The following is a 24335-nucleotide window of genomic DNA, read 5'->3' as shown; positions in this document are numbered from 1 at the left end:
TTTTTATTGTTGAATGAAGAATAAAAAGTGTAAATTTGTATTTGGATGCCACTTAAACTAACAACATATTATCGCGGAAAAGACATTCCTGATTTACCGGGAACCAATACTTTTCATTCCAAGGAGTTGTTTCAGATCTATGAATCGACTCCGGGATATACCCCGCTACTGATAGTGGCAACAGAAGAAGGCAGACCTGTAGCACGCCTGCTTGCCGCCATACGCAAGACCAAAAAGTGGCTTCCCTCCTCTCTTGTCAAACAATGTGTGGTATATGGTGCAGGTGAATTTCTGGACACTTCTCTACCGGCAAGTAAAGAGAAGGAGGAAGAAATTTTCGGTGAAATGCTGGAGCATCTCACACAAGAAGCATCACGCACCTGCATTCTTATTGAATTCCGCAATCTGGATAATTCCATGTTCGGTTACCGTTTCTTCCGAAAGAACGACTTTTTTCCGGTCAACTGGCTGCGTGTCCGTAACTCTCTGCATAGTACGCAGAAAGCGGAAGACCGTTTCAGCCCGTCACGTATCCGTCAGATCCGGAAAGGACTCAAAAACGGAGCCAAAGTAGTAGAAGCCCATACGGTGGAAGAGATTAAGGAATTCTCGCGGATGCTGCACAAAGTTTATTCTTCACGAATACGGAGATATTTCCCTGCCAATGACTTTTTCCGCCACATGAACAGCATGCTTATCAGAGGAAAACAGGCAAAAATATTCATCGTAAAATACAAGGAAAAGATTATCGGCGGCTCCGTCTGCATCTATTCCGGCGAAAATGCTTTTATCTGGTTTTCAGGAGGAATGCGAAAGACGTATGCACTGCAGTCACCCGGCATACTGGCAGTATGGAAAGCACTTGAAGATGCCCATGAACGGGGATTCCGTCACATGGAGTTCATGGATGTAGGACTTCCCTTCCGCAAACATGGTTATCGTGATTTCGTACTCCGTTTCGGAGGCAAACAAAGCAGTACCCGCCGTTGGTTCCGTATCAGCTGGCCATGGCTGAATAATCTTCTGGTCAAGTTTTATGTCTAAATGTAATCTCAAGATTACAAAACCCGTCTTTGTCACCCATCCGGAGCATTTTTTATGCTTTATTCCCCAATAATTAAATGCAGAAATATTTCTTTATTAGACAAGAAATGTCTTTCTTTGTGCTGTTTTATGCCATATAAGCACATAATTAAACCATATAAAAAAATATAGTTATGAAGATTTCACACATTGAGCATCTGGGCATTGCTGTAAAAAGCATCGAAGAAGCCCTTCCTTACTACGAAAACGTATTGGGTCTGAAATGTTACAACATCGAAACAGTAGAAGATCAAAAAGTAAGAACCGCTTTTTTAAAGGTAGGTGAAACAAAAATCGAATTGTTGGAGCCGACTTGCCCCGAAAGCACCATTGCTAAATTTATTGAAAACAAAGGTGCAGGTGTTCATCACGTAGCATTTGCCGTAGAAGATGGCGTAGCTAATGCTTTGGCAGAAGCAGAAAGCAAAGAAATCCGTCTGATTGACAAGGCTCCCCGCAAAGGTGCCGAAGGTCTGAACATCGCTTTCCTTCACCCGAAATCAACACTGGGTGTGCTGACAGAACTCTGCGAACACTAATCATAAACTCTAAAAAAACAACAAGAACTCATGAGTAATCAACTTGAAAAAATTAAAGAGCTTATTGAACGCCGTGCCGTTGCACGCATCGGAGGCGGCGAAAAAGCAATTGCGAAGCAACATGAAAAAGGGAAATACACAGCGCGTGAGCGTATAGCCATGCTGTTGGATGAAGGTAGCTTCGAAGAAATGGACATGTTCGTTGAGCACAGATGCACGAACTTCGGCATGGAGAAAAAGCACTATCCGGGTGATGGTGTAGTAACCGGTTGCGGTACTATCGAAGGTCGTCTCGTATATCTTTTTGCACAGGACTTTACCGTTACTGCAGGTTCACTGTCGGAAACAATGTCACTGAAGATCTGTAAGATTATGGATCAGGCAATGAAGATGGGTGCTCCTTGTATCGGTATCAATGACTCGGGCGGTGCACGTATCCAGGAAGGTATTAACGCTTTGGCAGGTTACGCAGAAATCTTCCAGCGCAATATCCTCGCTTCGGGTGTCATTCCGCAGATTTCCGGTATCTTCGGTCCTTGTGCCGGCGGTGCTGTTTATTCTCCGGCACTGACAGACTTCACACTGATGATGGAAGGTACTTCTTATATGTTCCTTACAGGTCCGAAAGTAGTGAAAACTGTAACCGGTGAAGACGTAAGCCAGGAAAACCTCGGCGGAGCAAGCGTTCACTCTACCAAATCGGGTGTTACTCATTTCACTGCCAAAACAGAAGAAGAAGGTCTGGCATTGATCCGCACACTTCTGAGCTATATTCCTCAAAACAACCTCGAAGAAGCTCCATATGTGGATTGCACAGATCCGATCGACCGTCTGGAAGATTCACTGAACGATATTATCCCCGACAGCCCCAACAAACCGTATGATATGTACGAGGTTATCAGCGCTATCGTAGACAACGGCGAATTCCTGGAAATTCAGAAAGACTATGCCAAGAATATCATTATCGGTTTTGCCCGTTTCAACGGTCAGTCTGTAGGTATTGTAGCCAATCAGCCTAAATTCCTTGCCGGTGTACTCGACAGCAACGCATCTCGCAAAGGCGCACGTTTCGTTCGTTTCTGCGATGCTTTCAATATCCCTATCGTGTCGTTGGTAGACGTACCGGGATTCCTTCCGGGAACAGGCCAGGAATACAATGGCGTCATCCTTCATGGTGCCAAACTGCTGTATGCTTACGGTGAAGCCACCGTACCTAAAGTAACAATCACATTGCGTAAATCTTACGGTGGTTCTCACATCGTGATGAGTTGTAAACAACTTCGTGGTGACATGAACTATGCTTGGCCAACAGCTGAAATCGCTGTAATGGGTGGTGCAGGTGCAGTAGAAGTATTGTACGCGCGTGAAGCCAAAGACCAGGAAAATCCGGCTCAGTTCCTTGCCGAAAAAGAAGCAGAATATACAAAACTGTTTGCCAATCCTTATAATGCAGCTAAGTATGGTTACATCGATGATGTCATCGAACCCCGTAACACACGTTTCCGCGTGATCCGTGCTTTGCAGCAGTTGCAGACTAAGAAACTGTCTAACCCGGCGAAGAAACATGGTAATATTCCGTTGTAATCCAACTTTTCACATTAAAACAAGAACGATTATGAACAAAACCAAAATCGGAATATTCCTTTCTCTGCTGTTGCTGATTGGATTGACTTCCTGCGGAGAGCAAAAGTCGAACAATAAGCTATTGCTGAATGAAGTCCTGATAGACAATCAAAACAACTTTCAGGATGACTACGGCTTGCACAGTGCATGGATTGAAATATTCAACAAATCATACGGTAGCGCAGACTTAGCAGCTTGTTTATTGAAAGTAAGCAGCCAGCCGGGCGATACAGTAACCTATTTTATCCCGAAAGGTGACATACTTACATTAGTAAAGCCACGCCAACATGCGTTATTTTGGGCAGACGGCGAACCTAATCGTGGTACCTTCCATACCAGCTTCAAACTGAACCCCGAAACAGCCAATTGGGTCGGCCTTTTTGATTCAGGCAGAAAGCTACTTGATCAAGTTGTCATACCAGCAGGAACTTTAGGTCCCAACCAGTCTTATGCACGCATAAGCGACGGAGCAGCAGACTGGGAAGTAAAAGGCGGAAGCAAAGACAAATACGTAACCCCGAGCACGAACAACAAAACCCTTGACAGTAATGCCAAGATGGAAAAGTTCGAAGAACATGACTCAGTCGGTATCGGTATGTCTATTTCAGCCATGAGCGTAGTATTCTGCGGATTGATTCTTCTCTTCATTGCCTTCAAGGTGGTAGGTAAAGTTGCTGTCAACCTGAGCAAACGCAATGCGATGAAGGCTAAAGGCATCGATAAAGTCGAAGCGAAAGAGCTTTCACAGGCTCCGGGTGAAGTTTATGCTGCTATTTCAATGGCATTACACGAAATGCAGGATGAGGTACATGACGTAGAAGAAACGGTGCTGACCATCACTCGTGTGAAACGCAGTTATTCACCGTGGAGTTCGAAGATTTACACCTTGCGTGAAAATCCTAACAGAAAGTAAATCATTCCCTAAAAAGATAAAACGATGAAAGAATATAAATATAAAATCAACGGTAACTCATACAAAGTAACCATCGGAGATATTGAAGATAATATCGCTCATGTAGAAGTGAACGGTACGCACTACAAAGTAGAAATGGAGAAACAACCGAAAACTGCTCCCAAACCAGTAGTAGTACGTCCTATGCCTAACTCACCGGCTGCTCCTACCACACCGGTAGTAAAACCGGCTGCTCCTTCTACAGGCAAATCAGGCGTTAAGTCCCCGCTACCAGGCGTTATCCTTGACATCAAAGTAAATGTAGGTGATACAGTGAAAAGAGGACAGACTATCATTATATTGGAAGCCATGAAGATGGAAAACAATATCAATGCAGACAAAGACGGTAAAGTGACTGCTATCAATGTCAACAAGGGAGATTCTGTTCTTGAAGGTAATGACCTCGTAATTATTGAATAATATGGGAGATTTTATTAACTTTTTAGGAAATAACCTTGCCGACTTCTGGACCTACACGGGATTTGCCAACGCGACAGTTGGTCATGTCGTGATGCTCCTCGTTGGCTTGTTCTTCATCTATTTGGCTGTAGCCAAAGAGTTCGAGCCGATGTTGTTAATTCCTATCGGATTCGGTATTCTGATCGGTAATATACCTTTCAATATGGACGCCGGACTAAAAGTCGGTATATATGAAGAAGGTTCTGTATTGAACATATTGTATCAGGGAGTAACGTCCGGCTGGTATCCACCGCTCATCTTCTTAGGTATCGGTGCCATGACAGACTTCTCGGCGCTGATCTCCAATCCGAAGCTGATGCTGATTGGTGCAGCTGCCCAGTTTGGTATCTTCGGTGCATACATGATCGCATTGGAAATGGGATTTGACCCGATGCAGGCCGGTGCTATCGGTATCATCGGTGGAGCAGATGGTCCGACGGCTATCTTCCTTTCGTCCAAGCTGGCACCTAACTTAATGGGAGCCATTGCGGTATCCGCCTACTCCTATATGGCGTTAGTTCCGGTGATACAGCCGCCTATCATGCGTCTGCTCACCACCAAACACGAACGCGTTATCCGTATGAAACCGCCACGTGCCGTTTCTCATACAGAGAAAGTGATTTTCCCGATTATCGGTCTGTTGCTGACCTGCTTCCTGGTTCCTTCCGGTCTGCCTCTGTTGGGTATGCTGTTCTTCGGTAACCTGTTGAAAGAAAGTGGTGTAACCCGTCGTCTGGCTAACACAGCCAGCGGTCCGCTGATTGACACAATCACTATCCTGTTAGGTTTGACCGTAGGTGCTTCTACTCAGGCTTCTGAGTTCCTGACACTCGACTCCATCAAGATCTTCGCCCTCGGTGCTCTGTCATTTATCATTGCTACCGCATCAGGTGTGATCTTCGTTAAGATCTTCAACCTCTTCCTCAAGAAGGGCAATAAGATCAATCCGTTGATCGGTAATGCAGGTGTATCTGCCGTTCCCGACTCTGCACGTATCTCACAAGTTGTAGGTCTGGAATATGATCCTACCAACTACTTGCTGATGCACGCTATGGGTCCGAACGTAGCAGGTGTAATTGGTTCGGCTGTTGCTGCCGGTATCCTGTTAGGATTCTTAATGTAGGGACAAGGTGCCCCTGTCAGGTTTCCATTCGGAATGCCGGGACAAAATATTAGGTGCGGATATTGCTGTTTTAGATGCAATATCCGCACTTATCATTATGTTATCTTCTCTTATCATTCCGTTAATCTATTCCAAAAAGGCTACGAATAATTCGTAAATACGATATTTTTTTTAGCATCTTGCGTCTTTGTTACGACACACTAAAATAAATATTTATGAAACGGATTATTCTCCTCGCCTTCCTTTGTACCACCACCCTGGTGATGGCGCAGCGCATCAATCATGTTCAGGAAGCAATAGCAAACTACGATTACGAGGCAGCTCTCACTCTCATTGCCAAAGAAAAGCCGACAATTCCCCTACTCTTGCAAAAAGGTAAAGCACAACGGGGACTTGGGATGAATACAGAAGCACTTTCCACTTATCAGGAAATCATAACCAATGACACTACCAATACCCGTGCATATATCGAAGCAGCCGAATGCTGCCGTTCATTGGCCAAATACCAACAGGCACTGAAATATTATGAACAGGCACTTGATCTGAATCCGGAAAACAAATATGTGCGTATTCAATACATCGGACTACTGCTCTCTTTACAGAAGTTTCAGGATGCTTTAGGAGAAAGTAGTCTGATGACAGAGAAAGACAGTTCCGCCATCGCCTTGCATCTGCAGGCCCAAAGTTTCGAAGGTATGGGAGAGCTTCTCCCCGCCACGGGGTGCTACTATAATATACAGGAGAAATACCCCGACGACTATCTTGCCGCCGCCAAGCTCGCCGCACTGAACATAGCCGGTTCTTATTTCAACGAAGCAATTGAAGCCACGGAGAAATATCGGCAGATTGATACCACCAATATCGCTGTCAACCGTCAGAATGCACTGGCATATTGTCTGAATAAGGATTATCCTACCGCTATCCAGCGTTATGAATACCTGGTGAGCCAGGGCGACAGTTCTTTTCATACCTGTTATTATCTGGGTATCAGCTATTATGCGGAAGAGAAATATTACGAAGCACATGACTTTCTAGAAGCTGCCCGAAAACATGATCCTGAAAACGTAAACCTGCTTTATTATCTCGGCCGTGCCTGCGCCAAGACTTCATGGAAGAAGTTAGGCGTAGAGTATCTCGAAAAAGCGCTTGATCTGACTATTCCCAAAGACAGTAATATGGTACGGCTCTATATTGGCATGACCGACTGCTACAAAATGGCACAGATGCCTAAAGAGCAGATTGAATCGATCAGAGAACGCTACCGGAAATACGATAAACAAAATCATAAGCTGCTCTATGATATGGCTTTCATTTATTTCTATTCGCTGAAAGACAAGAAAAATACCGAACGCTGTCTGGAAGCATTCTTAAAAACACGCCCGAAAGAAGATAAGGAAGAAGAAGCGAAACTAAACGAACGAGGCGAACTCGTTTTAGGCACTAAGAATTATTATAATGCTGCAGCTAACTGGCTGAAAGACATTCAAAGTAAGCAAAAGATAGAAGATTTCTTCTTGGGAGGAAATGTGCCCGCTCAGAAACCGGAATAAGCAGATAAAGGATATTACGTAAAAAAGGCTGCAACCGTCAAACGATTGCAGCCTTTCTATATAATAGGATAATCTGTGATTATTCAGCCAATTTGTTGTCTGAACCCAGCACGTTAAGGATTTTGTGCTTGTACAGTTTTTCCATGTTGTCACGAGCCGGACCAAGATACTTACGTGGGTCGAATTCAGCTGGTTTTTCAGCGAAAGTCTTACGGATAGCAGCAGTCATAGCCAGACGAGAGTCTGAGTCGATGTTGATTTTGCAAACAGCAGACTTGGCAGCTTTACGCAATTCTTCTTCAGGAATACCGATAGCAGCTTTCAGAGCACCACCAAACTTGTTGATTGTTTCAACTTCTTCTTCAGGAACTGAAGATGATCCGTGAAGTACGATAGGGAATCCCGGAAGTTTTTCCATTACAGCATCCAATACTTCGAAAGCCAATGGAGGAGGAACCATACGACCGGTAGCCGGATCGATGTGGCACTGTTCCGGAGTAAACTTGTAAGCACCGTGAGAAGTACCGATAGAGATAGCCAATGAGTCACAACCTGTACGAGTAGCGAAATCGATTACTTCTTCAGGGTCAGTGTATGTGTGGTGGTCAGAAGAAACTTCATCTTCTACACCTGCCAATACACCAAGTTCACCTTCAACTGTTACGTCGAACTGATGAGCGTATTCAACCACCTTCTTAGTCAAAGCAACATTTTCTTCGTAAGGAAGATGAGAACCGTCGATCATAACTGAAGAGAAACCTGAATCGATGCAAGATTTGCAAGTTTCAAAAGTATCTCCGTGGTCAAGGTGAAGAACGATTTCAGGATGTGCGCAACCTAATTCTTTTGCGTACTCTACAGCACCCTGAGCCATGTAACGCAACAAAGTAGCGTTAGCATACTGACGAGCACCTTTAGAAACCTGAAGAATCACCGGAGATTTTGTTTCTACTGCAGCCTTGATGATAGCCTGCATCTGTTCCATATTGTTGAAGTTGAATGCTGGGATAGCGTATCCACCCTTAATAGCCTTAGCAAACATGTCTCTTGTGTTTACCAATCCTAAGTCTTTGTAATTAACCATTTTGTTTAAAGTTTATTGTTAGTGAATTAAAATTCTACGCAAAAGTAAGCATTATCCACCGAATAACGAGCATCGGAAAGAAAAATATAATAGAAAAAGGTTTAAATCGATCAGCAAATATTCATCCGTAAGCGGGTCTGACATTAGATTGTAATGTCCACCTAGCAAATAAACGGCTGAAAGGTTCTATCCCAAAACAGGTATTATACCATAAAAAGCACAAGACATTCTTTTCGTGCCAATCATATAATTCATAGAAATAGCATAATTCACAGAAGTTTTTTCAGCAAAGTTTTTTCTATTCCGGAGAAATGTGCTATCTTTGCGCTCTGAAAATGACCATTACACTATTTCTTACCAAAATAGTAACAGAATATAAATTAAAAAAACAGATACTGAAATGAAAAAAGGCCTTCATCCAGAATCATACCGTCCGGTAGTATTCAAAGATATGTCAAATGGTGATATGTTTTTGTCTAAATCAACTGTAGCAACTAAAGAAACCATCGAATTCGAAGGTGAAACTTATCCGTTGCTGAAGATTGAAATCTCTAACACTTCTCACCCGTTCTATACAGGTAAATCTACATTGGTAGATACTGCAGGTCGCGTTGATAAGTTCATGAGCCGTTACGGTGACCGTAAGAAGAAATAATTCAATCTTTCGTTAAGATGAAAAAAGAGGAGATTTCCGGTTGGAAATTTCCTCTTTTTCGTTTCATAGATAAACTAAAGGACCGCACCATTCTTCACAGAGTAGTGCGGTCCGTATATTAACTGGCTAAGGGGAACTATTACCAGGTAATATAAAAATGGTATAGTTAAGGGAATATACCATACCATTATATTGTCTGATCTCCTGAAAAATGATGGTTTATTAAATAGTACTATTCAGGAGAAATACTTCCTATTATATATAATAATATTCAGCAGGCAAAAAAGACGGTCCTGCTGACCCGTTGCACTACATATTACAGTCCACGAGGGATGAGATACAGTGGGCGCATTAACGCTCCACACGGGGGACAGAACCGTATATCTAAGGAAGCCACGAGCATATTCCCACATGCTCGTAGCTTAAATTCGAGAATTAAATTCTCATATCGCATTCCGCGACTGTAATACTAGTGCGGTGCAAAAGTGGGAATAATCTCTGATAAAATCAACAGAAAAGGCATTTTTTATCTATAAACAATCATTTTCCTTTAATGTTGATACTAATTTCACATTTCTAATATACCCGTCTCTACTGAACATAGTCAAGTATCAAATTGTTTACTTCCCAAACAATGAACGACTTATGAAAAATATCTATGTGATTGCACTCGCAGCCATCCTATTTCAAGGCTGCGGGCAAAAAAAAGAGATGACGGCACCCGCCACCCGACCTGTTAAGACAACTATTGTCGAATCAAGGTCAGTAATCAGAAAAGACTTCTCCGGCATTGTAGAAGCAGTGGAGTATGTCAAACTGGCATTCCGCGTCAGCGGACAGATCATCAGCCTGCCTGTTATCGAAGGAGAGAAAGTGAAAAAAGGGCAACTGATTGCAGCTATCGATCCCAGAGATATCGCATTGCAGTATGCTGCCACCAAGTCTGCCTACGAAACGGCTTCCGCACAAGTGGAACGCAACAAGCGCCTGCTCTCCCGGCAAGCGATCTCCGTGCAGGAGTATGAAATCAGCCTTTCCAATTATCAGAAAGCAAAATCGGAGTACGAACTGTCCAGCAACAACATGCGTGACACCAAACTGACGGCCCCTTTCGACGGTTCTATCGAGAAGCGGCTGGTGGAGAACTACCAGCGTGTCAATTCAGGAGAAGGGATCGTACAACTGGTCAACACACAGAACCTGCGTATCAAGTTCACCATACCGGATGCATATCTTTATCTCCTCCGTGCCAAAGATCCCCGTTTCCTTGTAGAGTTTGATACCTTCAAGGGCCATGTATTCAAGGCAAGACTGGAGGAATATCTGGACATATCCACCGAAGGAACGGGTATTCCGGTCAGCATCACTATCGACGACCCTTCATTCGACCGGGACTTATATGCCGTGAAGCCCGGCTTCACTTGCAGCATCCGTTTCACAGCCGATGTAGGCCCATTGGTGCAGGATAGCTGGACAATCATCCCGCTCAGTGCTGTTTTCGGCGAAAGTGACGGAAACAACATGTATGTCTGGGTAGTAGAGGACAACAAAGTGCACAAACGCAAAATCGTCGTCAATGCCCCCACAGGAGAGGCGCAAGTACTCGTGTCCGAAGGACTGAAACCCGGAGAACAAATCGTCATAGCAGGAGTATACCAGTTGGTAGAAGGAGAAAGTATTAAATCAATAGACAATTGACAATGGATAATTGACAATGAACAGCGCTATATAGGTGCTGCAATTCATTATCTATTATTCATTAACAGTTGTCAATTGTCAATTATCAATTGTCAATTGAAAAGAAATGAATTTAGCAAAATATTCACTGGATAACACGAAGATCATCTATTTCTTCCTTGCCGTACTGCTGATTGGAGGTATTACCTCCTTCGGAAAGCTGGGTAAGAAAGAAGATGCCCCCTTCGTTATCAAATCAGCGGTCATCATGACACGCTATCCGGGAGCCGAACCGGCAGAAGTAGAACGGCTGATCACAGAGCCTATCTCCCGTGAGATACAAAGTATGAGCGGCGTGTACAAGATAAAATCAGAGTCCATGTACGGGCTCTCCAAAATCACGTTCGAACTGCAACCCTCACTTTCCGCCAGTTCCATCCCTCAGAAATGGGACGAGCTGCGACGCAAAGTGCTCAATATTCAGCCGCAGCTGCCCAGCGGTGCTTCCACCCCGACCGTCTCCGATGATTTCGGCGACGTATTCGGCATTTATTATGGACTGACGGCAGATGACGGCTTCACCTATGAGGAAATGCGCAACTGGGCGGAACGGATCAAGACGCAGGTTGTCACAGCAGACGGCGTGATGAAAGTAGCGCTGTTCGGCGTACAGACGGAAGTAGTCAACATCTTCGTTTCTACCAACAAACTGGTGGGAATGGGGATCGATCCCAAACAGCTGGCCAACCTGCTGCAATCGCAGAACCAGATTATCAACACCGGAGAAATCCGTGCAGGCGTACAGCAGTTACGGGTGACAGCCAACGGAATGTATGCCAACATAGACGATATCCGCAACCAGGTAATCACCACCAAAGCCGGACAGGTGAAACTGGGCGACATAGCCGTGATCGAGAAAGGTTATCTCGACCCTCCATCCAACATCATGCATGTGAACGGGAAACGGGCTATCGGCATCGGTGTTTCCACCGACCCGCAAAGAGATGTAGTGCAGACGGGTGAGAACGTAAAAGTAAAACTGAACGAGCTCCTCCCCCTCATGCCTGTGGGACTGGAACTGCAAAGCCTCTACCTCGAAAACGAGATCGCCAACGAAGCCAACAACGGATTTATCATCAACCTGATCGAATCCATCCTGATCGTGATTGTCATTATCATGCTGGTGATGGGACTCCGTGCCGGTCTGCTCATCGGCTCTTCGCTGATTTTCTCTATCGGAGGTACACTGCTCATCATGTCTTTCTTCGGCGTCGGACTCAACAGAACGTCCTTGGCAGGATTTATCATCGCCATGGGTATGCTGGTGGACAACGCCATCGTAGTGACGGACAACGCCCAAATAGCCATTGCCCGAGGTGTAAACCGACGGAAAGCCCTGATAGACGGAGCAACCGGACCACAATGGGGCTTGCTCGGAGCAACTTTCATTGCCATCTGCTCCTTCCTGCCGCTTTACCTTGCTCCCTCTGCTGTAGCGGAAATCGTAAAACCGCTATTTGTGGTACTTGCCATTTCACTAGGACTGAGCTGGGTACTTGCCCTGACGCAGACTACCGTATTCGGAAATTTCATTCTGAAAGCCAAAACAGGCGACAGCACGAAAGATCCATACGACAAGCCGTTCTATCATAAGTTCGCTTCCGTTCTCGGAGTATTGATCCGTAAGAAAGCAGTGACACTGGTATCCATGGTGATCCTCTTCATCATCTCGCTCATTATTATGGGAACGATGCCGCAGAACTTCTTCCCGTCGCTCGATAAGCCTTATTTCCGGGCGGATGTATTCTATCCGGACGGATACAGCATCAATGACGTAGTGAAAGAGATGAAATCGGTAGAAGAGCACCTGGCGAAGCAGCCGGAAGTAAAAAAGGTATCCATCACATTCGGCAGCACCCCGCTAAGGTATTACCTTGCCTCCACTTCCGTAGGTCCGAAACCGAATTTTGCCAATGTACTCGTCGAACTGACAGACAGTAAATATACGAAAGAATACGAAGAAGATTTTGACGGATATATGAAAGCCAATTATCCGAGTGCAATCACACGGACCAGCTTGTTCAAACTGTCCCCCGCAGTGGATGCGGCTATCGAAATCGGCTTTATCGGTCCGAATGTGGATACGCTTGTATCACTTACCAATCAGGCAATAGCCATTATGCACCAGAATCCGGATTTAATTAATATCCGCAATTCGTGGGGAAACAAGATACCCGTCTGGAAACCGGTTTACAGCCCGGAACGGGCACAACCGCTGGGTGTATCCCGACAGGGAATGGCACAGAGCATTCAGATCGGTACCACGGGAATGACTTTGGGAGAATACCGGCAGGGAGATCAGGTACTTCCTATCCTATTGAAAAATAACCAGCTGGATTCATTCCGGATCAATGATCTGCGCACACTGCCCGTATTCGGGACAGGCAACGAGACGACCAGCCTGGAACAGGTAGTATCTGAATTTGACTTCCAGTACCGGTTCTCGAACGTGAAAGACTATAACCGGCAGATGGTGATGATGGCACAATGCGACCCGCGTCGCGGGACCAATGCGATTTCCGCTTTCAACCAGGTATGGTCGCAAGTACAGCAAGAGATAAAAATACCGGAAGGATATACCATGAAGTATTTCGGCGAACAGGAAAGTCAGGTGGAATCGAATGAAGCGCTGGCCAAAAACTTACCGCTGACATTCTTCCTGATGTTTGTGACGCTGCTCTTCTTGTTCAAGACGTATCGCAAGCCGACCGTCATCCTGTTAATGCTGCCGCTGATCTTCATCGGTATCGTGCTGGGACTGCTCGTACTCGGCAAGTCGTTCGACTTCTTCTCCATATTGGGTCTGCTAGGTCTGATTGGTATGAACATCAAGAACGCTATCGTACTAGTAGACCAAATCGATTTGGAAACAGCAGCAGGCAAAAAACCGCTGGACGCAGTCATCAGTGCCACGACCAGCCGCATCATTCCGGTAGCGATGGCCTCCGGAACAACGATTCTGGGTATGTTACCGCTACTGTTCGACGCCATGTTCGGCGGAATGGCCGCCACCATCATGGGCGGACTGTTAGTAGCCTCGGCATTGACACTATTCGTCCTTCCTGTAGCCTATTGCGCCATCCACCGGATCAAAGGAGAACAATAACCATCAACTGACAATTGTCAATTGTCAACTGTCAATTGTCAACTAAAAAGATTATCCATGAAAGAAATGAAAACCCAACTCATACTATTTTCACTGTTGCTCCTTGGCTCCACAGCCTGGGCGCAACAGCCCTGCCTGAGTCAGGACGCCTACCGCGAAAAAGTGGAGGCTTACAGCCAGATATTGAAACAACAAAAACTAAAGACATTGGCCAGTTCGGAGGCGCGAAAGATAGCCCATACAGGTTTCCTGCCGAAAATCGACGTAAATGCAGACGGTACCCTGAACATGAGCGACCTTAGCGCATGGAACGAACCGGTGGGCGAATACCGCAACCATACCTACCAGGGAGTATTTGTCGTATCACAACCACTCTACACAGGCGGTGCGCTCAATGCCCAACATCAGATAGCGAAGGCAGACGAAAAGCTGAACCAGCTGAACGAGGAACTCACGTTAGACCAGATTCACTATCAAAGTGATGCTGTCTACTGGAATGCCTCCGCTTCAAAAGCCATGCTACAAGCGGCCGACAAATACCAGAGCATTGTCAAACAGCAATATGACATTATTCAGGACCGTTTCGATGACGGAATGATCAGCCGTACAGATCTTCTGATGATTTCCACCCGGCTGAAAGAAGCGGAACTGCAGTATATCAAAGCCCGCCAGAATTATACATTAGCGCTGCAACAGCTGAATATTCTGATGGGAGAAGCACCGAATACTCCTGTAGACAGCCTGTACAACATCGGAATGATCTCCGCTCCTGTCCGGATACTGCCTCTGGAAGATGTTTTGCAACGACGTGCCGATTATGCCAGTACGGAAGTAAACATCATGAAGAGCCAGGCACAACGTAAAGCGGCTCTCAGCCAGTTCAATCCCCAATTAAACATGTATTTCAGCGGTGGCTGGGCAACGGCCACACCCAACTTGGGATACGACGTATCTTTCAATCCCATCGTAGGAGTCAATCTGAATATTCCCATTTTCCGCTGGGGAGCCCGTTTCAAGACGAACCGGCAGCAGAAGGCATATATCGGAATACAAAAGTTGCAACAGAGTTATATGACGGACAATATCAACGAAGAACTGTCGGCAGCTCTCACCAAACTGACGGAAACAGAATCTCAGGTGAAAACAGCGAAAGAAAACATGAGTCTGGCAAATGAGAATCTGGATCTGGCCACTTTCTCCTACAATGAAGGAAAAGCGAGCATGGTAGATGTACTTTCTGCCCAGTTGTCATGGACGCAAGCACACACCAATCTGATCAATGCTTATCTGGCAGAGAAGATGGCTGTGGCTGAATACAAGAAGGTGACCAGCGAATAGATAAAAACAAAATTAGGCACGGATGACACGGATTTCACAGTTTTAAGAGTTGAGTAACTAAAAACCGTGTTTATCCGCGTAATCCGTGCCTAATTTTTATTGGTTGTTCTTTTTATTATGCAAGGAAGGAGATCAGTACACCCGCAGCTACTGCCGAGCCGATTACCCCTGAGATGTTACTTGCCATACAATACTGCAATACATGATTCTTCGGATCGTATTTCAACGCAATCTCATTCGCCACACGGCTTGCCATCGGAACAGCGCTCAGTCCGGTCGCTCCGATCAGCGGATTAATCTTCTTCTTGGAGAATAGATTCACTAACTTCACAAAGAAGATACCACCGGTAATAGAAAGAGCAAATGCAAGGAAACCACCGATGACAATACCGATTGTCGTCCAGTTCAAGAAGGCTTCAGCCGTCATGGTTGCACCTACCGAAAGTCCGAGGAAGATAGTAGCAGCATTCATGATACTGTTGGAAGCAGCGTCGAACAGACGGAAAGTATTGCTTCCGATTTCTTTCACCAGATTACCGAACATCAGCATACCAATCAAAGGTACTGCACTTGGGACGAAGAGAGCTACAATCGTAGTCACTACAATCGGGAAAATAATCTTCAGTACACGCAGATTCTTGATTTCCGTCTTCGAAGGATATTTCTTTTCCTGTTCCTTCATGTTGATGCTCAGTTCTTTCTTAGTACAGAACAGCTTCACTACCAACGGAATGATCACAGGCACCAGTGCCATATAAGAATAAGCGGCAATAGCGATCGGACCCAGCAAATGCGGAGCCAGCTTGATCGTTGTAAAGATGGCTGTCGGTCCGTCCGCACCACCGATAATACCCAGTGAAGCAGCTTCTTGCGGAGTGAATCCCATCAGGATGGCTACCAGCAGAACAGTAAAGATACCTAACTGTGCAGCAGCTCCAAAGATGGAAAGATGCAGATTACGCAACATCGGTCCGAAGTCCGTCAACGCACCGACCCCCATAAAGATGATCGGAGGCAGGAAACCGGTCTTGATCAGCATATAATAGATGAAGTTCATAATTCCCAGTTCATGCGCAATGTCATGCAAAGGCATTTCCCAGATATTCTTCATCACACCGTTTATCATCACCATACCATTCTCGTCTGCCTGTATCACTCCCATATCTCCTCCGGGGAAGTTGGCAAGCAACACACCGAAAGCAATCGGAACAAGCAGCAGCGGTTCGTACTGTTTCTTGATACCCAGATAAAGCAGGACGAACGCGATGGCATACATTATCAGAAACTGCGGTTCGGCAATGATATTGCTGAACGCAGTCATGTCATATAAGTTCTCAAATATCTCGTTCATTATCCTATCTTCATTAATACATCATCTTCTGAAACAGTGTCTCCCGGATTAGCGCAGATAGCAGTTATCGTACCGCTAAATTCGGCACGGATAGCGTTGTAAGTCTTCATTGCTTCCACATAACAAAGCACATCGCCCTCTTTCACCGCATCGCCAACTTTCAAGGCAGATTCCTGCGCATTCTTCACCAGGAAGAATTTACCTTCCAGCGGAGAAAGAACATCTTTGCCCTCTCCTGCCGGAGCTGCAGCTACAGGTGCAGCAGGCAGTTCGGCATCTCCGTATGCTACCGTCACACGATAAGCCTGTCCGTCCACCTGTACAGTCAGTGTTTTTGGTTTTGCATCTTCTTCCGGCGATTTATCTTTCTCGGCACGACGTTTTGCCACGTCTGCCAGGAAGTCTTCCTTCGCTTTTCCACTCTTGTAAGCCTCATACTGAGCCGGATGCATGGCATATTCGAAGAGTTCTTCGTCGTCCTCTCCCACTTCCCATTTGTTTTCCTTCATCAGCTTGCGATACTTGTCGAGTGAGTCAGGGTAATTGTCCTGCGGATTACCTTCGAAGAATTTACGTCCTTCACGTTCGGCTTTCTCGATGATTTCGGGAGCCAGTGTACCCGGCAGGCGTCCTGCTTTACCCAGCAGCATATCCCAGATATCGTCGGCAATCATTCCCCAGCGTTCCTTGCCTTTTTCCATTGCCATCACATTCATCATGGCAAGGTTCTTCACGTACTGGCTGAACGGAGTTACCAATGGAGGATAACCGACGCGGGGCCATACATACGCCACTTCGTTGAATAGCTTGATCAGCAGCTGATCCTGTGTCATAAACGGCAGGTTATGTTTGGCTTTATACTTGTTGATAGATTCCAGATTCGATTCGAGGTCAGCCATCAGACTACCCATCATACCGCCCGGAAGTCCCGGACCGATCAGCAGCGAGTTCATCAGACGGTTCTTCGGACTGATATACAAGCCGAGGAAGTCATCCATAAATTCCTGAATCAGCGCACGCACTTTCATGTAGGCTTCCATATTGATTTCCGGTACCTGATATCCGGCATCTTTCAGCATAGCCTGTACACTGAGAAGATCGGCGTGTCCCGTACCCCATGAAAGCGGTTCCATACCTACGTCAATGTAGTCGCAACCGGCTTCGCATACTTCGAGGATGCTTGCCATGTTGAAACCGGGACCGGCATGACTATGATACTGAATAGGAATTTCAGGATGTGCCGCTTTGATATTGGCCACGATCTTGCCCAATGAAACGGGGCGACCGATACCTGCCATGTCTTTGATGCAAATCTCGTCCGCCCCCAGCTTGATAAGTTCTAACGCCATATTGGTGTAGTACTCTACCGTGTGGATCGGCGAATGGGTGATGCAGAGTGAACACTGTGAGATCATGCCTGCCTCTTTGGCATACGTGATGGAAGGAGCGATATTGCGTACGTCGTTCAATCCGCAGAATGTACGGGTGATATCTGTGCCTTGTGCTTTCTTAACTTTGTAGAACAACTTGCGGACGTCTGCCGGAACGGGGCTCATACGGAGTCCGTTCAATGCACGGTCGAGCATGTGTGTCTGTATGCCGGCTTCGTGGAACGGCTTCGTCCATTCGCGCACGGCTCTATTCGGGTTTTCACCAAACAATAAATTCACTTGTTCAAAACCTCCGCCATTTGTTTCTACACGGGCGAAACAGCCCATTTCAATGATGGCAGGAGCTACCTTTACGAGTTGGTCTACACGAGGTACATATTTTCCGGCAGATTGCCACATATCTCGGAAAACCAGACTAAACTTAACTTCTCTTTTCATGTTTTTCTATGATATACTTTTGATAGGTTTATAACTTTTCTACTTTTGTAATCTTTCCTTTTCCTAATGTCACCACATTCACAGCTGCTGTGATAGCCGCCATTATATTACCCGGAATAGGCGCAGGACCTTGTGGCGCTTCCTTCTTCGCAGGAACCACTTCTTCGGGAGCATACTTGTTGACAAGAGTAATCAGTAACTTACCTAAATAAATCACAATCAGCAGAATAACAAATACGGTAGCCATGCCGACCACCATCAGCAGGATCGCTGTTTCGATATTTTCCATATAATAAACTATTAGTAATTCAAGTCGTTTGTCCAAAAAGCGTCCGAAAATACCAAATATTTGTGATAAAATTAATTAAGAGAGGAATAAAAAAGTATAAATCGTAAGGTTACAATAAGAAAAAACACATTATTCTTTGCATGTCTATTAAAAAGACAAAGGAAAAGCCCCTTGCGGGGCTCTTTTTATTTTAGGGAGTTATTAAAATGTTATTAATCTGATAATTAAAGAAAATGGCCTTCGTCCTTACACTTTTTATATTCACTTATCAATCTCTATTTTTCAATCATCCAATCCCCCAGTGTGCCACTTTCACTATCAAAATTAACAGCCACCTTCACCACTGGCAGTCCACATAGAGCAAAGCGTTCCGGATAATTCTTTAAATTTATCTGTTCCATAGCAACTGTCGCATTCTTATCCAGTTTCAATTCCATCACATATAATGTGGCCTCAGTACGCAACACTACATCCACACGACCACGGGAAGTACGTACTTCGACATCCACATAGTATCCCAGCAAGCTGAATATGATATAGAATACCTGCTGGTAATGACCTTCGTACTTTGTATGATCGCATTGAGGTATAGTAGACAGAAAGGTTTGCAAACGCCGTAATGCCGCGTCCATATCACCTTTCCGGATATCACGGGAAATAAAAGCCACCATGTTCGTCGCCTCACGTGTGTCATTGGTTACATAATAAGGCAACAAGCTTCGCATCAATCCCACCCTCACCTCTTTATTAGGAATATCCAACGTATATAGTTCCAATTCCTTATCGTAATCCTTGATAGTGACATAGCCGCTTTGATACAGCAATGGAGTAATGCTACTCATCGTTTCAGTGGGAGCATCAAATTCTTCGACCGCCGCCAATTTATTTCCTATTTCAGAAGGCTCTACTCCAAACTTATCCAGCATCTTTATCAGATAGGTAGGAGTGCCGCTACCAAACCAATAAGAATTAAATTTCCCATCTGCAAAAGCATTGAGCAGACTGAATGGATTATAGATGTCGGGCGATGGATAAGTGAAATGATAGCCGTCATAATTCTCTTTCAACTTAGCCAGTACTTCCTCCGCAGTAATATTCAATTTGACAGCCATCCTATCCACATCTTCTTTCATTTGGGTAAGTATCTCATTCTCCGTTATGCCACAAATGGCAGCATAAGGTTCATCCATGCTGATATTTTTGATGTTATTGAGTTCACTGAAAATGCTGAGCTGTGAGAATTTAGTGATACCTGTAAGAAACACATAGCGCAAATAAGGATCACAGGCTTTCAACGGACTATAGAAGTTACGCATAACGTCACGCAATACCCCCAAGTTCTCCCGTTCGTGTACCACATCCAGCAAAGGAGCGTCATATTCATCAATAAGGACCACGACCTTTCTGCCAGTCTGTTCATAAGCACGTTTTATCAGATTAGTCAGGCGCAAATTAGGGTCTGTACCTGCTGCATCAATCCCTAGTGTACGTTCGTGTTCTGTTAGCATGAAGTCTAAAAGATTCATCAGTTTATCTTTGTCCACGTGCTTGGCCATACTCATATCGAAGTGCAGAACCGGATACTGTATCCATTCTTTCTCCAGCTTCTCCATCGCCAATCCACGAAACAGTTCTTCACAACCGGAGAAATAGCTATGCAACGTAGAGGTTAACAATGATTTACCAAAACGACGCGGACGGCTCAGGAACATATAACTGGAAGCAGAATGCGTCATCCGGTAAACGTATTCTGTCTTATCTACATAGAGGAAATTTCCCTCACGAATCTTAGAAAATGTCTGTATCCCTATAGGATATAATCTCTGCAAATCTTCCATAACAACTTTCTTTTTCACAAAGCTACTAAAAAATTCCAATATTCAAATGTCATTCTTCTCCTTCTTATATCGAATATACAGTTTTGCCCACTCATTCACTTTCTCCAAGAACTCTTCTTCGGTGCGAGTCCTATAATAATATTCAAGAATACGCTCATAATGAATCAGATCTTTTTCTTCCCCTTTTTTACCTTTTGGTAAGTAGCAGGCCCCATATGTATCTCTTGACACATTTTTGAAAGATTCACATGTGCTACTTTAAGCACTTTTTCAATAAACTCACCGAGTTTAGGATGCACAATTTTATTTTCCATTTTTCTTATTATTAGTTAAAAACACGTCTTATATATTAAACATTTTCACACTACTTCAGACATATCTGAACTCGACTTATTTTATTTGTCTTACTTTCGCACCATGCTTTGAAAGTCAAAGTCATTTATTAAACGTCCTAATAGAAGTATTCTATGCAAAACTTTTTCAGAATGTCTTATTTCATGCCCCCGATTGCTCCCATCAGGAACGAACAAGGACAAACCGTTACACCCGCCACTCTCACTCCCTTCTGCGAAGTCTCATTAGAGCAAGTATATCAGATGATCACCTACAATGAAAATCTCAAAGCACTGACCGAACAGGTGCGCAGCGCCGAAGATATACGAATGGCGAAAACATCCTTGCTGCCATACGTGACTCCGTGCGGCACATTCATCCGCCGGAACAGTAAGTTTTTCGCATCTCCTTCCGGACTCGTAGTGGTGGATATAGATAACCTCGACTCCTATCAGAAAGCCGTAGAAATGCGTCGTACACTGTTCGACGATCCTTTCCTCCACCCTGTACTCTCATTTATCAGTCCCAGCAACCGGGGTGTGAAAACATTCGTACCTTACAGCAACCTATACACAGACGATCAGAGCCGTAATGTAAGAGAGAGTATGAGCTGGGCAATGGAATACGTAGAAATGACCTACGGATCAGAAATGAACAACTCCATCGAAACAGTTCAAAAAGCCGTAGACACCTCCGGCAAAGACATCGTAAGAGCCTGCTTCCTCAGCCATGACCCACAAGCACTATTCAGAGAATATTAAATTATAATCACGAATGATCAAACTTCAATTGTCAATTATCATTTGTCAATTGTCAATTATCAAAAAATGACCGATATTGAATCTTTACGCCTCCTCACCGAAGCAGTCGAAACAGCAGGTGCCGACATTGCACCCACTTACGCCGAGTACGTACAATTAGCATTCGCCATCGCAACGGACTGTGGTGAAGCAGGACGGGAGTTTTTTCATCGCCTGTGCCGGATTTCCGCCAAGTATCAATCCGCCCATGCCGAACGAATGTTTTCCAATGCACTCACGAAACAGCAGGGAGCAATACATCTCGGAACGGCATTTCACCTCGCTGAATCGACAGGAGTAAAAATCTGCAGGGAAGACCGGAAGAAAGTTATGAACAACCGGACGGGTACAGTAGGTACAGAAAGTTCACCGCACAATTTTTCCACACACGCGCATGTATATAATAAAGTAGAAGAAGAAAAGAGTGAATCAGAAGAGCTGCTGGAAGGCAGCGACCCGCATCACCCATTACACACTTTCACCTTAGAAGACTGGCCGAAGCTACTGCTACGCATCATAAGTTATGGCACTACCGTCACTCAAAAAGACGTACTCTTGCTCGGAGCATTGACTGCCCTGGGTGCCACCATGGAACGATACGTGAGATGTCATTATGCCGGCAAATACCAATCGCCCTGCATGCAATCCTTCATTGTAGCTCCGGCAGCCTCGGGCAAGGGAGTACTATCACTCATCCGCCTGCTCGTTATGCCTATCCACGATGATATCCGTCAACAAGTGGAAAAAGAGATGAATGTCTACAAAAAGGCAAAAGTCGCCTACGAAATGATGGGCAAAGAGCGTGCCAAAGCGGAAATCCCCGAAATGCCTTTAAACAGAATGTTCCTCATCTCCGGCAACAATACTGGTACCGGTATCCTTCAAAATATTATGGATAACAACGGAACAGGCCTCATCTGCGAAACCGAGGCGGATACGATCTCTACCGCCATCGGTTCGGAATACGGTCACTGGAGTGAGACGCTTCGCAGAGCATTCGACCATGACTGGTTAGCATACAACCGACGTACCAATCAGGAGTACCGGGAAAACAAGAAAAGTTACCTCTCTCTCCTGCTTTCGGGGACACCCGCACAGGTGAAACCACTCATTCCTTCAGTAGAGAACGGACTTTTTTCACGCCAGCTGTTCTATTATATGCACGGTATCTATCAATGGATCAATCAGTTTGACGAGAACGAAACGGACTTGGAAGCCATCTTCACCTCCATTGGTCTGGAATGGAAAAAGCTCTTGAACTTACTCAAGGAACATGGTCTCCACACACTCCGGCTCACGGATGAACAGAAACAGGAGTTCAATGATCTCTTTTCCGAACTGTTCACCCGGTCAACGATTGCCAATGGCAGAGAAATGAACAGTTCCATCGCCCGAATGGCTGTCAACATCTGCCGTATCATGTCAGTAGTGGCCATGCTTCGTGCTCTTGAAAATCCTCAGCCGTATCAATACCAGGCATCTTCTCATCCCCTGCTTACACCGGACAAGGAAATCGCCACTGATAATATCAAAGACGGTATCATTACCCGGTGGGATATGACGATCACTCCCAAAGATTTTAAGGCTGTGCTGAACCTTGTGAAACCGCTCTATCAGCATGCCACGCATATCTTGTCTTTCCTTCCTCCTTCAGAAGTCAGCCATAGGGCCAACGCCGACCGTGACGCATTCTTTGAGGCACTGGGTATCCAATTTACCCGTGCACAGTTGTTGGAGCAGGCTACGACTATGGGAATCAAGCCCAACACTGCCCTCACCTGGCTGAAACGACTGGTAAAACAGGGACTGATTGTCAATCTTGACGGTAAAGGTACTTACGCGCACGCACGCGTGTGCGTGTGTTAGGGAGGGCGGGTAAAAGTGTACCTACTGTACCTGTTGATAACATCGTCTTTTATCGTTATTTTATGAAAATCAGAGTATAGCGTTTTGTGTAGGCTAAAGCTATGCTTTATGACTTCTAAAGCGGTGCTTTATGGCCTCTAAAGCTTAGCTTTAGCTAATACAAAACTCCCCTCGCAGTCTCCAACACTTATTACTTGTTATCTAATACTTATTACCTGCTCATGGTTCTCCCAGCGCATCCACGATCACCCTTACCTCCAACGGAGTGTAAGAACGGTGCTGCGGCTGATAGCCTAAATCGGACAGGCGTTCCTGAAGACCGGGACAGCGGACAATCCATTTATTCATTTTGCGGTAAGCGGCAATGCCGGTAAGTTCGGGAGAATAAAGCTGTGCCAGTTCCATGCGACCATAAGCACGTATTTTGAATTCTATCATGACAAATAAGTTTCTGTTTTACTGTCACAAAAGTAACAAAATATATTCACATTACCTACGTTTTATCAGGGAATAACAGACTATAACTGACAACAATTGCACATTACCGACTGTCACTGTACACAACCGATTTTTCCGAGTTACAGCATACTATCTTTGTGTCATCGAAAGGGAGAAATCCTCACGAAAGTATGTTTAACTCTTTAAAATTATTATTTTATGATTCGTTACAAAATTTATCAGAACCAACAGAAGAAAGGCTTGAATGCGGGCAAATGGTTCGCCCGGGCGGTAAGCGACGAGACATTCGACCTTGCCAAACTTGCCGAACACATGTCGAAA

20 protein-coding genes and 1 pseudogene are annotated in these 24335 nt (G+C 45.1%); 14 read left to right on the top strand and 7 right to left on the bottom strand.

Annotation, left to right across the window (positions count from 1 at the left end; translation table 11 throughout):
• Positions 1-45: 45 nt before the first annotated feature.
• The 7 genes from HMPREF9007_RS03285 to HMPREF9007_RS03315 all read left to right on the top strand — a co-directional run bounded on the left by HMPREF9007_RS03285 (position 46) and on the right by HMPREF9007_RS03315 (position 7329).
• Complete coding sequence (locus HMPREF9007_RS03285; RefSeq protein WP_008763365.1) at positions 46-1044, top strand: GNAT family N-acetyltransferase; 999 nt, start codon at positions 46-48, stop codon at positions 1042-1044.
• Positions 1045-1217: 173 nt separating this feature from the next.
• Entirely contained in the window at positions 1218-1622 is a 405-nt protein-coding gene (gene mce / locus HMPREF9007_RS03290) for a methylmalonyl-CoA epimerase (RefSeq protein ID WP_002561104.1), read from the top strand.
• Between the two features lie 30 nt (positions 1623-1652).
• Positions 1653-3206: an acyl-CoA carboxylase subunit beta gene (locus HMPREF9007_RS03295; RefSeq protein ID WP_008763364.1), complete on the top strand. Its 1554-nt coding sequence runs from the start codon at positions 1653-1655 to the stop codon at positions 3204-3206.
• A 31-nt stretch (positions 3207-3237) separates the two neighbouring features.
• Positions 3238-4158, top strand: coding sequence for an OadG family transporter subunit (locus HMPREF9007_RS03300; RefSeq protein ID WP_008767844.1), 921 nt, complete (start codon positions 3238-3240; stop codon positions 4156-4158).
• A 24-nt stretch (positions 4159-4182) separates the two neighbouring features.
• Positions 4183-4617, top strand: a complete 435-nt coding sequence (locus HMPREF9007_RS03305) for a biotin/lipoyl-containing protein (protein WP_008763362.1) — start codon at positions 4183-4185, stop codon at positions 4615-4617.
• Position 4618: 1 nt separating this feature from the next.
• Entirely contained in the window at positions 4619-5779 is a 1161-nt protein-coding gene (locus tag HMPREF9007_RS03310) for a sodium ion-translocating decarboxylase subunit beta (protein WP_008763361.1), read from the top strand.
• A gap of 215 nt (positions 5780-5994) precedes the next feature.
• Positions 5995-7329: a tetratricopeptide repeat protein gene (locus HMPREF9007_RS03315; RefSeq protein WP_008763360.1), complete on the top strand. Its 1335-nt coding sequence runs from the start codon at positions 5995-5997 to the stop codon at positions 7327-7329.
• Between the two features lie 79 nt (positions 7330-7408).
• Here HMPREF9007_RS03315 and HMPREF9007_RS03320 read toward each other — a convergent pair whose 3' ends face one another.
• Complete coding sequence (locus tag HMPREF9007_RS03320) at positions 7409-8413, bottom strand: class II fructose-bisphosphate aldolase (protein ID WP_008763359.1); 1005 nt, start codon at positions 8411-8413, stop codon at positions 7409-7411.
• 400 nt (positions 8414-8813) lie between these two features.
• On the opposite strand from HMPREF9007_RS03320, the gene HMPREF9007_RS03325 reads away from it, so the two are divergent.
• From HMPREF9007_RS03325 to HMPREF9007_RS03340, 4 genes are all read left to right on the top strand, one after another.
• Positions 8814-9068, top strand: a complete 255-nt coding sequence (locus HMPREF9007_RS03325; RefSeq protein ID WP_005678397.1) for a type B 50S ribosomal protein L31 — start codon at positions 8814-8816, stop codon at positions 9066-9068.
• A 645-nt stretch (positions 9069-9713) separates the two neighbouring features.
• Positions 9714-10766 carry an efflux RND transporter periplasmic adaptor subunit gene (locus HMPREF9007_RS03330; RefSeq protein ID WP_008763358.1) on the top strand — a complete coding sequence of 351 codons (1053 nt, stop codon included), beginning with the start codon at positions 9714-9716 and terminating at the stop codon, positions 10764-10766.
• Between the two features lie 106 nt (positions 10767-10872).
• Positions 10873-13911, top strand: a complete 3039-nt coding sequence (locus HMPREF9007_RS03335; protein ID WP_008763357.1) for an efflux RND transporter permease subunit — start codon at positions 10873-10875, stop codon at positions 13909-13911.
• Positions 13912-13977: 66 nt separating this feature from the next.
• On the top strand, positions 13978-15249 hold the full coding sequence (locus HMPREF9007_RS03340) for a TolC family protein (RefSeq protein ID WP_032813712.1): 1272 nt from the start codon (positions 13978-13980) through the stop codon (positions 15247-15249).
• A gap of 115 nt (positions 15250-15364) precedes the next feature.
• Here HMPREF9007_RS03340 and HMPREF9007_RS03345 read toward each other — a convergent pair whose 3' ends face one another.
• The 5 genes from HMPREF9007_RS03345 to HMPREF9007_RS27305 form a co-directional block, all read right to left on the bottom strand.
• Entirely contained in the window at positions 15365-16600 is a 1236-nt protein-coding gene (locus HMPREF9007_RS03345; RefSeq protein WP_008763355.1) for a sodium ion-translocating decarboxylase subunit beta, read from the bottom strand.
• Positions 16600-18429, bottom strand: coding sequence for a pyruvate carboxylase subunit B (locus HMPREF9007_RS03350; RefSeq protein ID WP_008763354.1), 1830 nt, complete (start codon positions 18427-18429; stop codon positions 16600-16602). The genes HMPREF9007_RS03345 and HMPREF9007_RS03350 overlap by 1 nt, the downstream gene beginning before the upstream one ends.
• Positions 18430-18457: 28 nt before the next feature.
• Entirely contained in the window at positions 18458-18718 is a 261-nt protein-coding gene (locus HMPREF9007_RS03355) for an OadG family protein (protein ID WP_008763353.1), read from the bottom strand.
• A 275-nt stretch (positions 18719-18993) separates the two neighbouring features.
• Positions 18994-20556 (bottom strand): ATP-binding protein, encoded by a 1563-nt coding sequence (locus HMPREF9007_RS03360; protein WP_032850715.1) that lies wholly within the window; start codon positions 20554-20556, stop codon positions 18994-18996.
• A 164-nt stretch (positions 20557-20720) separates the two neighbouring features.
• On the bottom strand, positions 20721-20870 hold the full coding sequence (locus HMPREF9007_RS27305) for a hypothetical protein (protein ID WP_008763350.1): 150 nt from the start codon (positions 20868-20870) through the stop codon (positions 20721-20723).
• A 153-nt stretch (positions 20871-21023) separates the two neighbouring features.
• Between HMPREF9007_RS27305 and HMPREF9007_RS03370 the strand changes: the two genes are divergently transcribed.
• Positions 21024-21650: a BT4734/BF3469 family protein gene (locus tag HMPREF9007_RS03370; RefSeq protein WP_008763349.1), complete on the top strand. Its 627-nt coding sequence runs from the start codon at positions 21024-21026 to the stop codon at positions 21648-21650.
• A 66-nt stretch (positions 21651-21716) separates the two neighbouring features.
• Positions 21717-23555: a DUF3987 domain-containing protein gene (locus HMPREF9007_RS03375; RefSeq protein WP_008763348.1), complete on the top strand. Its 1839-nt coding sequence runs from the start codon at positions 21717-21719 to the stop codon at positions 23553-23555.
• Between the two features lie 219 nt (positions 23556-23774).
• On the opposite strand, the gene HMPREF9007_RS03380 is transcribed toward HMPREF9007_RS03375, so the two are convergent.
• A complete protein-coding gene (locus tag HMPREF9007_RS03380) occupies positions 23775-23993 on the bottom strand; it encodes a DUF4248 domain-containing protein (RefSeq protein ID WP_008763347.1) in 219 nt (72 codons plus the stop codon).
• A 219-nt stretch (positions 23994-24212) separates the two neighbouring features.
• On the opposite strand from HMPREF9007_RS03380, the pseudogene HMPREF9007_RS0125445 reads away from it, so the two are divergent.
• Positions 24213-24335, top strand: a pseudogene (locus tag HMPREF9007_RS0125445) (DNA-binding protein); the annotation flags it as partial.

Origin of the sequence: Bacteroides sp. 1_1_14, assembly GCF_000162515.1 — a bacterium.
GTDB classification, from domain to species: Bacteria; Bacteroidota; Bacteroidia; order Bacteroidales; family Bacteroidaceae; genus Bacteroides; species Bacteroides thetaiotaomicron.
The sequence above is the reverse complement of the archived record's forward strand: the minus strand, read 5'-3'. Positions and strand labels throughout refer to the sequence as shown.

Excerpts from the sequence above, each read along its gene's own strand:
- HMPREF9007_RS03300 (WP_008767844.1), top strand. The coding sequence starts at position 3,238 with ATGAACAAAACCAAAATCGGAATATTCCTTTCTCTGCTGTTGCTGATT.
- HMPREF9007_RS03340 (WP_032813712.1), top strand. The coding sequence starts at position 13,978 with ATGAAAACCCAACTCATACTATTTTCACTGTTGCTCCTTGGCTCCACA.
- HMPREF9007_RS03350 (WP_008763354.1), bottom strand. The coding sequence starts at position 18,429 with ATGAAAAGAGAAGTTAAGTTTAGTCTGGTTTTCCGAGATATGTGGCAA.
- mce (WP_002561104.1), top strand. The coding sequence starts at position 1,218 with ATGAAGATTTCACACATTGAGCATCTGGGCATTGCTGTAAAAAGCATC.
- HMPREF9007_RS03370 (WP_008763349.1), top strand. The coding sequence starts at position 21,024 with ATGCAAAACTTTTTCAGAATGTCTTATTTCATGCCCCCGATTGCTCCC.
- HMPREF9007_RS03320 (WP_008763359.1), bottom strand. The coding sequence starts at position 8,413 with ATGGTTAATTACAAAGACTTAGGATTGGTAAACACAAGAGACATGTTT.
- HMPREF9007_RS03325 (WP_005678397.1), top strand. The coding sequence starts at position 8,814 with ATGAAAAAAGGCCTTCATCCAGAATCATACCGTCCGGTAGTATTCAAA.
- HMPREF9007_RS27305 (WP_008763350.1), bottom strand. The coding sequence starts at position 20,870 with ATGGAAAATAAAATTGTGCATCCTAAACTCGGTGAGTTTATTGAAAAA.
- HMPREF9007_RS03355 (WP_008763353.1), bottom strand. The coding sequence starts at position 18,718 with ATGGAAAATATCGAAACAGCGATCCTGCTGATGGTGGTCGGCATGGCT.
- HMPREF9007_RS03305 (WP_008763362.1), top strand. The coding sequence starts at position 4,183 with ATGAAAGAATATAAATATAAAATCAACGGTAACTCATACAAAGTAACC.
- HMPREF9007_RS03375 (WP_008763348.1), top strand. The coding sequence starts at position 21,717 with ATGACCGATATTGAATCTTTACGCCTCCTCACCGAAGCAGTCGAAACA.
- HMPREF9007_RS03295 (WP_008763364.1), top strand. The coding sequence starts at position 1,653 with ATGAGTAATCAACTTGAAAAAATTAAAGAGCTTATTGAACGCCGTGCC.
- HMPREF9007_RS03345 (WP_008763355.1), bottom strand. The coding sequence starts at position 16,600 with ATGAACGAGATATTTGAGAACTTATATGACATGACTGCGTTCAGCAAT.
- HMPREF9007_RS03335 (WP_008763357.1), top strand. The coding sequence starts at position 10,873 with ATGAATTTAGCAAAATATTCACTGGATAACACGAAGATCATCTATTTC.
- HMPREF9007_RS03360 (WP_032850715.1), bottom strand. The coding sequence starts at position 20,556 with ATGGAAGATTTGCAGAGATTATATCCTATAGGGATACAGACATTTTCT.
- HMPREF9007_RS03310 (WP_008763361.1), top strand. The coding sequence starts at position 4,619 with ATGGGAGATTTTATTAACTTTTTAGGAAATAACCTTGCCGACTTCTGG.
- HMPREF9007_RS03380 (WP_008763347.1), bottom strand. The coding sequence starts at position 23,993 with ATGATAGAATTCAAAATACGTGCTTATGGTCGCATGGAACTGGCACAG.
- HMPREF9007_RS03330 (WP_008763358.1), top strand. The coding sequence starts at position 9,714 with ATGAAAAATATCTATGTGATTGCACTCGCAGCCATCCTATTTCAAGGC.
- HMPREF9007_RS03315 (WP_008763360.1), top strand. The coding sequence starts at position 5,995 with ATGAAACGGATTATTCTCCTCGCCTTCCTTTGTACCACCACCCTGGTG.
- HMPREF9007_RS03285 (WP_008763365.1), top strand. The coding sequence starts at position 46 with ATGCCACTTAAACTAACAACATATTATCGCGGAAAAGACATTCCTGAT.